This is a genomic window from Bradyrhizobium sp. UFLA05-89 (assembly GCF_059803475.1).
In genome coordinates, this window is record NZ_JBANBA010000078.1 from 1 (window position 1) to 12,309 (window position 12,309).

Consider the following 12,309-nt stretch of genomic DNA (forward strand, 5'->3'; position numbering starts at 1 on the left):
TCCTGCCACCCGAAAACTTGCCCATCCTCGAATGGCTCGGTATCAAAACGTCAAAATCACTGTGATGAACCACTAGTATCATTTGGACGTGCATCGTCCTGTTCACGCAATGAGCGGTCAATTCTGACACGAGGCCGGCCGAGTACCTCCCGGTCACCGTCTTCAGACGGAGCCATTCTTCGATTTCTTCCCGCATCCGGCTGGTGCCTCAATTCATCCTTGCGCCAATGCCGGCCAGTTCGTCTAACAGTCTCAGGTGGTCGCGGATCGCGTCCATAGCTGCGCCGATAACCTCTTCCCTGGTCCCGTCGACAACGGTGCTGTGGATCACCGCGGCCAGCACCCCGGCCGCCGTCATGAAGGCCTTTTGACCAGTCTCGCTCGAGTCGACGATCCTAATCGCAAGGTCGTGTACCGCTTCAAGGTGCTTCGCGATCTCATGCTCGATATCGTCGCTCATGCCGAACTCACGGGGTTTTGATGCACCAGAGTGGTGCATTGCAGCGCTGAAAATCTCGAAGAAGTTATGCATCGAAGTTTTCCAGCAGGGAGCAAACTGGATGCACGTGAATTGCAGCACCACTGTGGTGCAACCGCGATTTGACGCACTGTTCGCGTACTGCTCAATGGGCTTTACCGCCGACGAGCGGCGGGTCGACCTGGTGCTGAGAACATCAGGCAGCCCTTCCTCAAGTACGGAGCATCCCATGCCCAAGGCCACGAAAGTATCCTGCCACTCCTCGCCCCCGCAAGGTCGAGCATCATAGAAATGATCCGCCGCCACGGCGAGTTCCATCGCGAGATGGATCGCCTGTACGCTGTCGGCGGTGACGAGGCAATCGACGGGCTCGAATACAGAGCCGCCAGTAGCGAGGCGATGGATCTTGAAAGCCGGATCGTAGCCACGCGCGCCGCTACCAAGGCTGACATCGATGCCAAGAGGCGCTTCACGGCCAAGGCCGACTCAATCGACCTCAGACAACTGATTTCGATGATTTTGAAGTTGGACGCCGAGCAGGCTGCGGCGGCGGCGTAACGTCCTCGCTCCGTCGAACCTCTTGGTAAGAGGCCCACCATAGGGCGGGGCTTTCGTCATTCTTACTGTTCAACCTGTCCGTAGTCCCAATACCGGTTGTCCCACCCTGCGAACCTGATCGTCTGACATCGTTGCCTGGGGAAAGATGCAAGGGCTGCTTCAGCGTCCCCGCAATCGAACATGGCGACCAACTCCGTCGTCACCACATTGCCCATTATCCGCGTCTGCACTTCGATGACTGGGAACATTGCCCTCTCCACGTATGAGTCGTCAGATCAGGATACACCAGATCTAGTCAGGATTGAAAATCCTGGACCGGCGTCAGAAATCGTACGTTGTTATGCAGGGCAATTTGCCCGGCTTCGCCTCCTCCTTGGCCCTTTCGAGCGCAGATTCCCACTTCTCACGACTAGGACTGGTCTGGCTCGCAAGAATGCTTCCGGAGACCTTGAACTTGCCGTGCCGAGGGCAGTCGTAGCCCTCGGAATCGCCGGTCCTGTCGATAGGTGAGGCTTCGGTGTTGCAGATTGGACAGATCGCCACGACGCCTCCGATGACGCACTCAAGCCGGCTTGGGGCCGGTGAAGTTGATGATCGTCTGATCGTGGCCTGCTTTGCTCCTCAACAGTACCGACCATCGCGGCACCTCGACGCCGCCTGGACGCGAGTATGTCGTGACGCCGGTGCTGACGTCGGCATAGAAGAACCCCTCAACCCGGCGCGCTACTCTCATTGAGATCCCAGCTTGTGAGACGAATAGTGTGCCGGGCCCATCTTCGACCTCCGATCGAAAGACGAGGCCGGCCTCGCTGAAGTCGGGGATCATGATCGCGTTCCTGAGACGGATCACTTCCGCTCCGCGAAAGTACTGCGCGGTAACGAGGCAGGGGAACGGCTCCATCCGCCCTGACGGCCGCGTTGAGCAAGACTGCCGCAGCGTCGTTGTTATAGGTCGCCCGGAATCCGAGCATCGTGCGCTCATTGTCGCGGAGCGCAAAAAAGTCGCCACCGGCCAGGTCGTGAATCGCCAGCACCGCCCCGTCGAAATCGATATCCATGCTTCAGCTCCATTAACGATCAGGGTTCCGCCCCGCAAAAAAAACACGGGACCGAACGTCTTGATAAACCAAAAGTTAACGCCAAATGGCGCTTATTTCAGCTGGATGGGCCATGCCTTGAGGCCGTAGTCGATCATGCGGTATGGGAATTCGATCCGAAGTGGCTGGTCATGACGGTGGCGATCGCCGAATGGCTGCGCGCGCAGATCGGCCTGCCGATCGACTTTCAATTCCAGCCGCAGACATTTGCGAACAAGAATCACTCCGGCAAGCGGTAGCCGCTGGGGCGGACATATGCGTCTCCGCGCTGCCACGCAACTTCACCGATGAGATCAAGCCGCATTTGCGCTGTGAGGCCTAACGTCGTCACCAGGAACCCGCCAAAATGTGATGAGCTATTTTCTCCGGTTGCCCCTCGCCAGTTTTGCGATCAGCACCTTGCCTTCATCCATCACCCGGCGGATGCGCACCGCTCGTTTAGGACTCGTTAGCATGCATGCGAGACCCAGGTCGACCGGAAACGCCGCGCATTCCCGTCTCTTCGGAAGGTGGATGAGAGCTTCTCATACTCCTGATCGAAGAGCCGTCCTTAAGTCTGCCGCTTTGAATTCCAACCCTTGGCCTCGAAGTTTTCACGAAGAGCAGATGCTCCCGTGTTTTAAGCTCCAAGAGTAAGAGCGGCTGACATACTCAGAGGCTTGCTTCAACAAAGTCTCCTTGCGCTTCATGCAAAGTGAATCTTTGATGCTCGACGTGTAAGAGACCTTTGACAACCTAACCGCGTGAGCTATTCTGAGTGCCGGGCGCTCCTTGGGAAACTGACAAGGAGGATTGCATGTCCGCGTTGATTAGACAGGTAGCTCTGGTTTCTTTATCCCACACTGTACCCGCGCGCACTGTGATGCAGATATCAGCCGCCCTGCAAAAGCAGGCTACGCGAGATCTTGGTCCTGTGTGGGAGATTTCGGCGACCGTCGACGCCTTTGAGCAGTTGGGCCACGTCCCGGTCGGGACATGGCCGATCGTCATAGGGGGCAAAGTCCCTCCCGGTGCTGGCGGCTTTCACACGGACAAAAACGGCCAGCCGTTATCGCTCGTGCGCGCAAATCCCGATATTGACGTGCTCTGCCAAACGTGTAGCCACGAAATGATCGAAATGCTGGTCGATCCGTTCGGGAGCCGGTTCGTTCCGGGCGACTCTCCGATGCCGGATCAGGGGCGGGTGAACTTCCTCCTCGAGGCTTGCGATCCCTCCGAAGCAGCGCAGTTCGGATACACGGTCAATAACCTACTCGTATCAGACTTCTACACGCCGCACTATTTCGATCCGGTGCAGTCGAGCGGCGTGAGATATTCCTTCACTGGAGCGATAACCGAGCCAAGGCAGGTACTTGAGGGCGGTTATCTGTCCTGGCAAGACCCTACTTCGAGCCATTTTTTCCAAGAGCGAAGAATTGACACTGACGAACCGGAATTCGAGGATTTGGGTATACCGACGGACGCCAGGATGACCCCGCGTGAGTTCATAGACAGAATGATGGACAGGTTCACGAGCGAGGCGATCGGCGTCGGACGAAAGTCGGCCGCCATGGCGTCGAACCTCAGTCCGGAAAAGCTCGACCATGCAACGAACTCGCAAGCACAACTTTGGGAGGAGCTCCTGGAGAGACTGTGCGGTAAGGGAGACAGCCGAAGGGAGGAATGCCCCCTTGAAGCGGTCCGCCGCCCACCGCGAGCCCCCAAAGCCGCGTGATGTGTGCGTGCCGCTTGCTGGAATTGTCATGCGAGCATGAGATAGCAATGAATAAGCGGACGACACGAAAGCCCAGCAAAAAGGCAGAGCATGCGGACCGCGAACGCGAGCTGCGAGAGTTGATCGAACAAGTCGAGGATAGAACGAGCGGTGATACGCCCCCGGAGGACGAGAGCCCGCACGATTTCGTCGAAAGGAAACGGCGCGAGAAGCCAAAGCCGGAGGATAGCTAGCGGCTTTGCTTCGTGTCGACTGAGGTGCCCGTGCCCTACCATCTCGCGGAGAAAGCCCGCTGTTTCAGACCTTGCCTCGTGGCATGGCAGGAGAGAGGCGGCGGGCACTTTTTTCTCTGACGAGGGCCGTCGTCATTTTTGACAGCTGATTTGAGACTTTGCTGAGATTCCACTTGTGCCGATAGAAATCGGTCGGATCGCGGCTTGGGAAGCGATTGCTACGCAGGAAAAAATCGTCATCGCATGCGGAAGGTTAGGGAAAGGTCGCGAGCGCCTTAAGCGATAACAAGACGTGAGGCGAAATGGCTCGTTTACGCGATTTAGAATTGCGTCCATAGTTACACAGCATTTTTGAAGTTTTCGATTTCAGATTGTGGGGAGGTAGATTGTGCCCCGTCAAACCAATCTTTGTGAAGTCGTTTACCTCTTCGCGTCGGCCTTTCTGGTCGTCTCAGCGCCGTACGCCGCTCACGCAGCGTCAGTCAAATCGACAATAATGGAGGTCATCGCGCCGCTGACCGATGACGATGGAGAGGAAGCCACTAACATCAGCGGCGTGAGCTGCCTGCCGCCCGTCGGCGAAAAGCACGTTTGCCTCACGATCGATGATCAAGGACGGCTGGCGCAGGCTGCGACAAGCGAGGGATCGAGGCTCACGGGTGCGGGCAAGATCCGGATCATCGAGAAGGACGCCGCGCCCGCCGACATTGTGGGAAAAGAACCGGATATACACGAGTGCTCGAACAAGGTCGACAAGTTCAAGGATTTGGACGGCGAAGCCGTCGCGCATTATCAAAATGACTTCTATGTAGTCGGATCACACGGATGCTCGCGCAAAAGCAACAAATTCCGCGCCTCGTCCTTCATATTGGCGCGAGTTCCGGACGAGATGGTTGCGAAGGCGGCGGCCGCCGGTCCGAAAGCGCCGATCGAGAAAGGCCAGGTCGCCACGAGCTATCGCTTGTCGGAGGCGCTTCTGATCGCACCTCATGCGAAGGCATTCTTCACGCGGGATCTGATGACTGGCAACGGCCTTAACGTCGAAGGCCTCGCCGTGGTCGCCGGCAAGCTTTACGCGGGATTGCGAGCGCCGGTGATAGGGACGAAAGCGTATCTGGTCGAAGTGGATCTGGACGCGCTTTTCGATGCGGGTCGCTCAATGTCGCTTGGAAAAGAAGTTCGTGAGATCGAACTCGATTTCCTTGAAGGGCGTGGCATCAGAGATCTTGCAGTTCTGGCAGACGGTCGGCTCCTTATTTTGAGTGGACCGGCCCAGGCCGAGGGCATTTCGTTTGCGCTGCATGCAATAGACCCAAAGAATAGTTCATTCAGCCCTGTCGCGATCATCGATGATATCCCACCCGATTGGAAGGCAGAAGGGCTTCACGTCCTTGGACAAGACCAGTCCGGTCTAGAGGTCATGATCATGTTCGATGGGCCGAAGAGCGGCGCGCCGAGGCGATACAATATCAATTGAAGTGATTTGCGACGCTGGAATTACCGGACCGTCGTCATCGCGGGGAATGCTTGGGATGGCCGCGGTCGTTCTCGCAGCAGAAGCGGTGCCCGCAACGGTGGTGACTAAAGCTCAGTGGAGGCCGATTTCTAATCTTTGATTCTAAAAATTTATAGGTGACCGTCATGTATGGACACGGAGCATTTATTTTCGAACCTGCTGCAGCATCAAAGAAATATCGCAATTGGGATGGTGTAGCGAGCGCCCTTCTCAAGATGAAAATGAATCATGCCTGGATCAGAGGACACGGCAAGGATGGACTGTTCGAGGTTAAAGATAATCTCGGCCTGGTTGGGGCCCTGCGTAAAGCTGATATCAAAGTCCTTGTATGGGGCTGGTGCCAGGGCGAGGCCCAACTCGACAAAGACATCAAGAACGCTGCAGATGCCATCGCCAAATTTGACCCCGACGGGTACGTCGCCGATATCGAGCAGGGCGTAAACGGGGCGGAATGGACGACGAAAGGCATCAAGACGTTTTTGACGGCAACGAGGGCTGCGCTCGGCGGCAAGCCGCTGATCCTGTCCACGCACGGTTTCGTGCCCTACCATGAACCCGAGCTGATGCGCGCGGCCGATCCATTTGTCGATGCCTTCGCACCGCAGGTTTATTGGTTCTGGTATCCGAACAAGAGGATATTGTCGCAGCCGGGCGCAAAAGGACCTTACAAGACCAACGATGCCGCCGCATACGCCGGTCTTTGCCTCGACGTTTGGCGCCACGTCACCCGCAAACCGATCATCATCACCGCCCAAGCCTACTGGGGAGAAAACCAGCAATGGGGGCGCCAAGATGCTGAGAATAAACTTCAGGAGTTCGTAAAGGGCTTCAAACGGTACGACGAAATTGCGGGGCTCAACTGGTGGCATCTCGCAGGCAACGCGGCGATGTCGCCTGCCATGGAAGAACTGATTGCGGCTGCTGATTTCCAGGCCAAGCTAGGTGCCGTCTTGAGTGCTGGTGAAGAGCCTTCCGTTGTACTGGCAACCTTACTGGCGTTGGACGGAGAAGCCCAACCGCTCGACCTTATCGCCCCGCAGTTCGATACTGTCTCGGCGTTAGCCGCCGTCACGCCTCGCATCATTACAACCGCAAAGGCCTCGGCGATCGCTCGATACGACTGGAAGAACCGCGGTCCGGCTTGCATCGGTTACACGGCCGGGATGGCGGTCGCCTACGCTGCAGCGTATGCCAGGTTACAGGCGCATGATGCGGTTGCAGACCGGATGTCGCGCGCGCTGGAGCCGGCTTTTCGTGACCCCCCGCGGGCATCTGAAGGGCGATGCGCTGACGTGGTACGATGACCAGTTTAAGACAATTGGCATGGGCGCTGCGACGTCTCTGGAGCGGCTGCGGCGGCTATTCGTGCTGTTGCTTGGCCTCGGAATGCGTGAAAGCAGCGGGCGCTACTGCGAGGGCCGAGATCGTAGCGCACAGAATACAAGTGCCGACACGGCCGAGGCAGGTCTGTTTCAGATAAGCTTCGATTTGCTCGCCGGGCGTGCGGAGCTGCTTGACATCTTTCACCACTATCAGAGCAATCCGGAGGAGGGATCGCGCGAGATTTTTGAAGAAGAAATGTCGCCGCCTCCACGAGCAAAGGACCTCGAGAATTTCGGTCCCTCCACCTCGCCCGGCTTTGCGTTCCAGAAGCTCAGTAAGGAATGTCCGGCGATGACAGTCGAGCTCGCCGCCCTGGGACTGCGGGAAGAGGCGGGGCACTGGGGGCCGATCATCAATCATGCCGCCGAGGTGCGATCTGCGAGCAAGGAGATGTTGCTGACCGTGGAGGGGATCATTGACGCGCCGATGACCGCAGCAACCGAGAGCGTGATAAAGGCTTTGGGTGCAGCCGTCATGGAAGACGGTCGTAGCCGTGCGGAGATCGCCCGGTTCTATTCGCAGCGCGTCGATCTAGCCGACCTGTTGCCTATCAATAAGCATCTTTCAAGCGCCAAAGAGCAGACCATGATCTCGCTACTCGGCGCTCCGCACCTCCCGCTGACGACCAATTGCCAGAACGAGAGGGCATCGGACCTCGTCAAGCGGAACCTCGTCATCGAACGCATGTCGCCGCTCTTCCGATTGCAGGGCCTAGAGCCGGCGATCGCCGACCTGAAGATCGTTCTAGCGCAAGCTTTCGCCGCGGAGCCGGACCTTGAGAGCGTATTGTCGACCGAGGGCATGCTCTGCGTGCGTATGCGCAAGCCGACCGACGGCTCCGTCAGCACGAAAATTTCCAATCACGCGTGGGGAACGGCAGTTGATTTCAAGATCGTAGGGTTCGAAGCCCCGCCAATACCGGCAGGACGGTGCCGCGGTTCATTGCGATCCTAATTCCCTTGCTCAATGCCGCGGGATGGTATTCCGGCGTAGGCTTCCGCGACACCATGCATTTCGAAGTCTCAGAAGAGCGCATCCGGAAATGGTCGAACGATCACGTATTCAGATGACGGCTAACCGACAGATGAAACCGGCTTCGAACTTGCGATAAGGCCGGTTTCTTGAGCCTGGCGCAATTTCTCCATCGAATGCTGCTTTTGCGCACTGGTCTGCCAGTCGCCTCGCTCGGTCAAAACACACTTCTTTGGAATATGCGATCTCAGGTCAAGCTCATGCGCGGGTAACCGAATTGAGGGAAACCGTCGTCACTCGATATTTTCGCGTTGTCGTGTTCAGACCGTGTTCGATTTTCGACGCTTATGTCCTGAAGAGAACGCTTGCGCGCAAGTATTTCGTCGGTGCGGTGCGAAGCAGAAAGTTTTCGCTCATCCTCAAACAAGACTGGCGGGCCGTCTTCGATGGCACGCCAATTGCTGGACTTGAAGAAGGAAGCGCAACATGTGGTGGTCTCATTGTCCAGGATGTGAATTAAGTGTGCTCGACTAAGTGAATGCGATGGACGCTGCACCGCCCGTTGCGGCGCCTAGAGGTTCGCTGCGGCACGCAGGTGCCGCCGTCGTTATCCGTGCCGAACTATCACAGTCGCGTCGGTGTCGCCGAGCCGTTGGTAACGCAGGATGTGATCTGCGTGAGGCCAGGGCAGAGCCGCGTGCTGATCAGGGTGCACGGCGCCCTTATCGAACCCGAACAGAATGCCGTCCCTCTGACGACTGCGTATCGTCGCGCCCTGCCTTCACACGAACGCTAAAGGATTCTCCATAATGCGCGCGCCAAGCTATTCCGAGGCACTGGAGTTCGCGATCGACCGCTCGTACGAAATCAACCTCGACATGCTGAGGGCGCGAAAACTGCACCTTGACACCTACAACGATTATCTAGTCGGTACATATCCACCCCTCAAAGCAATGGGCGAGCTGAATGCCGAAAGATTGTTGAGTGAGATTACCTCGTCAATTGATCTCTATTTTCACATCCCCTTCTGCAATCAGTATTGCACCTTTTGTCACTTCGCCAAGGAAATCAACCCGCGTTCCGGGCGAGTGGAACGTTATCTGGCGGCTCTAAATAAGGAAATGAGTTGGTCGGACGCGGCGCTTGCCGGTAGGGAAATTGAGACGGCATTCTTTGGAGGTGGCACCCCCTCAATCTTGACCAACCCACAACTCAAGACGCTATTTGACATGATCAAACAGCGCTTTGATCTATCGAAGTCCGAAGTAAGTTTCGAATTGCACCCTTCTCTTGGAAAGCAGGTGGACGCTGCAGATCGCATATCCACTATGCTAACAGGCGGCGTAAACCGCTTCGTGCTCGGCGTTCAAAGTCTTGATGAAAACATTCTGCGCATATTGAACCGCGGGCACCGTGTGGACGAGGTGAGACAACTCGTAAAATTGCTGGATGAGCTGGGCGTTCAGAATCTATCGCTGGACCTGATCTATGGGCTGCCGCAGCAAACGCTCCGGAGTTGGTATGATTCGCTTATCGGTCTACTGGATATGGGAGCGGAGAAGTTTAACATCTTCCCATTGTTGTTCAAATCGACGGACCCCGTAGCCCGCCATTTGAGCAAAGGGCGCTACCAATTCGCTGGGGCAAAGGAGCGCATCATCATGCATTTCATGGCGGAGCACATCCTTACGAGGCTTGGCTATCGTCATGGCCCGATCTTCTATTGGACCAAGAAGTCTCAGCCGCACTCCGTTCAGCAGCGCCGCAAATACGATTCCTGGAACGACAATAATCTGGTCCCTTTTGGGGTTGGCGGATTTGGCTACATGAGTCAGTGCCAGTTCTACAACGAGGCAGATTTAGATCGCTACTTACAACGGGTTGAGTTTGGCGCGAAGCCAGTGTGGAAAGGCGTCGTCCTGTCGCAAGACGATCTGATGCGCAGAACCGTCATGCTCGCGTTGCGAAGTAGTGGAGTGTCGCTCTTCCGCTTCGAGCGGGAATTTGGAGTGTCCATGGAGCAATACTTTCGTCGCGAGCTTAAAAAACTAAATGAGGCAGGGCTCATCAGCATTTCGAGCGAAGGCGTGCTGACGCTAACCACTTCGGGCATCATCAATTCGGGCGCGGTATCGCTGCAATTCTTTTCCAACGCGGTGCTTGAGCGGGTCGCGCGCACCGACAGCAGGATCTTAGACAAACGAAAAGATCTTATCGAGAAGCACGACTACTCACCGGCCGCCCGATACGGGGCGACTGCCGAAATGCAAGCTGTTTTTAGCCAGGGCCGGTGAGTGCTCGCTATGGTCGGCAGTATTTCCCCTTCCGTCCAAGAACCGCTACGCAACTGCGCGCAAGACATATTTTCTCATGTGGCCGATAGCATTGATCCTCGACAACGAAAACGACCGCTTGGGCGATTCAGCAATTTTGTCGTCGATGAATTGCCACATCGTATTGCGGAGATCAAAGGCAGCGAGCGGCCGGATGAAGCGGTTAGGGCACTCGGTCGCGCTATCAGCGTGATTGTGGCGGACACGGACTATGATGCGCTGTTGCGCCGGCTACCGCAGTCCGATTTCGAGATCGCCAAGACAGACATCCAGTATCTCACCAATTGTGCCTATCACATGTCCGCGTTTGCCGGCCTCCAGCCCGAAGACGCCGAATTGACGGTTGGGGAAGCGCTAAGTCGCCTTGCCCGCTTAACCCGCCAGCGGCAGCCTGGCATTGATGTCCTCTCCTATGACGATATGATACTTACGAATCCGGTGCAGAACGATCCGCGTGTATACTGCCTCGGAGCGGTCGGCGTCGAGGAACGAGATTTTTGCTTAGGGCACCAATTCATCGAAAGCGAATTACAGTTGGCGATCGACGCTCTACTCGAGTTGCGAGATGCAGCTGACGCGGATGCGCGTCGATGTCTTGCGCTGTCCGTGGAGCACCTTGAGGCAGCGAATCATGTCCTGAGGCGCTTTGAACATATGTCGCCGGATCTATTTGGCCAATTCCGCGTGTTTTACGCAAAGAATCCTTACAAGAATAGGCTTGGCCCAAGCGGCAGATTCTCTGCCCGTATTGTGGCTGTTTCAGTGCTACTGATCGGCAAAGAGCTTTTCCTTCAGAAACCGCAATTCTTCACGGATGTATATCGGCTGTCCGAATACTATCCGCAAACGTACATTCACGAAGTATTCCGCTGGTTGGCGCAGGACAAGCAAGGCGCGTGTCTCAAGCCAGGTTGGCTGGAAGGAAAAGCAGACTTTCCGGGGGGTGCAACCATTTCACCCGTCATTGAGCGCGGCGACAATGAAATCCGAAGGCTGTGCGACTCCTGTGTTCGAGCGTTGGATCGGTTTACCCTGATGCACCATACCACGGCTTTGAAATATACGGTCGAGCCTGGTCGACCACTTGTCGGAGTTGAGGCATCCGAAAGTATTGACGCTGTCCTTTTGCAGCGGCTCTTGCCGACGGCGCGTCAATAAGCTTGAGGATGCTATCTGCGCTGGCAAAAGGATAATGACGGGGAAGGAGCAGGCCTCTGATGCCAGTCCGCAGCGGATGTCGATGTCTCAAGACGAGGTGATCTTTCGTCGGTTTGAGCCAGGGGATGCCGATGATGTGTGGCATCTGCATAGAGCTGCATCCGAACATGGTGGTGCACGTGGTCCAGAAGGCGCGTGGGAGGATGATTTAAGCAATGTAGGCGAAGTATATATCAGGTCGGGCGGCGACTTCTTAACTGCCCATATTGGTTCCCAACTTGTCGCCATGGGAGGATTAAAGCCTGTCGACGTTGACGTTGCACAGCTCAAGCGCATGCGGGTCGATCCGGCCTTTCGACGACGAGGGCTTGGAAGGCGCCTCCTTCGTGAATTGGAATTGAGAGCCGTTGCTCTGGGGTTCAAGTGCATCGTGCTCGATACGACAACGATCCAAGTAGCGGCTCAAAAACTCTATGAGACTGCTGGCTATGTTCGCCGCAGGCAAGGGATGCTGCACGGATATACAGTCATTTTCTACGTGAAGCAGCTGGCCGACCAGGGTGAGGCTCGCTGTTTGAGCAAGTGAGTTTGTGAGGCTGGAACATTCCATTCCAGCGCTGTAGACCAGCTTCATGACGCATTGAAGCAACGTGAGGTGCTGCGTTTGTGGGGCGGGCCTACCAACAGACAAGGCGTTGCCGCGCAAGCCGCGCGCACGCGTATCCGTCCACGCACCTCCCCTTGACCTGGGAACCTTGCTGCTCACTTCCGTCAGATGCCGGTTAACGGTCCCCTTCGTCTTGCCCTCTAAGCCAAGCGCACCTGCGCGCCAGGTTGTTTAGGCATCACTTGGAGCAACGGATGAGC

General features: G+C 56.4%; 11 protein-coding genes. 8 read left to right on the forward strand and 3 right to left on the reverse strand.

Going from position 1 to position 12,309, the window contains the following annotated elements; genetic code table 11:
• Positions 1-208 precede the first annotated feature (208 nt).
• Entirely contained in the window at positions 209-721 is a 513-nt protein-coding gene (locus SO139_RS31240) for a hypothetical protein (RefSeq protein WP_498541114.1), read from the reverse strand.
• Positions 722-769: 48 nt separating this feature from the next.
• Between SO139_RS31240 and SO139_RS31245 the strand changes: the two genes are divergently transcribed.
• Positions 770-1,036, forward strand: coding sequence for a hypothetical protein (locus tag SO139_RS31245; RefSeq protein WP_498541115.1), 267 nt, complete (start codon positions 770-772; stop codon positions 1,034-1,036).
• A 321-nt stretch (positions 1,037-1,357) separates the two neighbouring features.
• Here the strand turns inward: SO139_RS31245 and SO139_RS31250 are convergent, their stop codons facing one another.
• Together SO139_RS31250 and SO139_RS31255 are read right to left on the reverse strand one after the other, a co-directional pair.
• The gene (locus SO139_RS31250; protein WP_498541116.1) at positions 1,358-1,579 is read right to left on the reverse strand and encodes a hypothetical protein; all 222 of its coding nucleotides are present in this window, start codon (positions 1,577-1,579) and stop codon (positions 1,358-1,360) included.
• 19 nt (positions 1,580-1,598) lie between these two features.
• Positions 1,599-1,886: a hypothetical protein gene (locus SO139_RS31255; RefSeq protein ID WP_498541117.1), complete on the reverse strand. Its 288-nt coding sequence runs from the start codon at positions 1,884-1,886 to the stop codon at positions 1,599-1,601.
• 1,043 nt (positions 1,887-2,929) lie between these two features.
• Between SO139_RS31255 and SO139_RS31260 the strand changes: the two genes are divergently transcribed.
• The 7 genes from SO139_RS31260 to SO139_RS31290 all read left to right on the forward strand — a co-directional run bounded on the left by SO139_RS31260 (position 2,930) and on the right by SO139_RS31290 (position 12,028).
• Positions 2,930-3,847, forward strand: a complete 918-nt coding sequence (locus SO139_RS31260) for a hypothetical protein (protein ID WP_498541118.1) — start codon at positions 2,930-2,932, stop codon at positions 3,845-3,847.
• 621 nt (positions 3,848-4,468) lie between these two features.
• Complete coding sequence (locus SO139_RS31265; protein WP_498541119.1) at positions 4,469-5,557, forward strand: DUF3616 domain-containing protein; 1,089 nt, start codon at positions 4,469-4,471, stop codon at positions 5,555-5,557.
• A 164-nt stretch (positions 5,558-5,721) separates the two neighbouring features.
• A complete protein-coding gene (locus SO139_RS31270) occupies positions 5,722-6,900 on the forward strand; it encodes a hypothetical protein (RefSeq protein ID WP_498541120.1) in 1,179 nt (392 codons plus the stop codon).
• Positions 6,901-6,919: 19 nt separating this feature from the next.
• Positions 6,920-7,933 carry a hypothetical protein gene (locus SO139_RS31275; protein WP_498541121.1) on the forward strand — a complete coding sequence of 338 codons (1,014 nt, stop codon included), beginning with the start codon at positions 6,920-6,922 and terminating at the stop codon, positions 7,931-7,933.
• A gap of 827 nt (positions 7,934-8,760) precedes the next feature.
• Positions 8,761-10,245, forward strand: a complete 1,485-nt coding sequence (locus SO139_RS31280; RefSeq protein WP_498541122.1) for a coproporphyrinogen-III oxidase family protein — start codon at positions 8,761-8,763, stop codon at positions 10,243-10,245.
• A 9-nt stretch (positions 10,246-10,254) separates the two neighbouring features.
• On the forward strand, positions 10,255-11,442 hold the full coding sequence (locus tag SO139_RS31285) for a hypothetical protein (protein WP_498541123.1): 1,188 nt from the start codon (positions 10,255-10,257) through the stop codon (positions 11,440-11,442).
• Positions 11,443-11,476: 34 nt separating this feature from the next.
• Positions 11,477-12,028: a GNAT family N-acetyltransferase gene (locus tag SO139_RS31290; RefSeq protein WP_498541124.1), complete on the forward strand. Its 552-nt coding sequence runs from the start codon at positions 11,477-11,479 to the stop codon at positions 12,026-12,028.
• Positions 12,029-12,309: the final 281 nt, after the last annotated feature.

Excerpts from the sequence above, each read along its gene's own strand:
- SO139_RS31245 (WP_498541115.1), top strand. The coding sequence starts at position 770 with ATGATCCGCCGCCACGGCGAGTTCCATCGCGAGATGGATCGCCTGTAC.
- SO139_RS31260 (WP_498541118.1), top strand. The coding sequence starts at position 2,930 with ATGTCCGCGTTGATTAGACAGGTAGCTCTGGTTTCTTTATCCCACACT.
- SO139_RS31270 (WP_498541120.1), top strand. The coding sequence starts at position 5,722 with ATGTATGGACACGGAGCATTTATTTTCGAACCTGCTGCAGCATCAAAG.
- SO139_RS31275 (WP_498541121.1), top strand. The coding sequence starts at position 6,920 with ATGGGCGCTGCGACGTCTCTGGAGCGGCTGCGGCGGCTATTCGTGCTG.
- SO139_RS31280 (WP_498541122.1), top strand. The coding sequence starts at position 8,761 with ATGCGCGCGCCAAGCTATTCCGAGGCACTGGAGTTCGCGATCGACCGC.
- SO139_RS31285 (WP_498541123.1), top strand. The coding sequence starts at position 10,255 with ATGGTCGGCAGTATTTCCCCTTCCGTCCAAGAACCGCTACGCAACTGC.
- SO139_RS31290 (WP_498541124.1), top strand. The coding sequence starts at position 11,477 with ATGACGGGGAAGGAGCAGGCCTCTGATGCCAGTCCGCAGCGGATGTCG.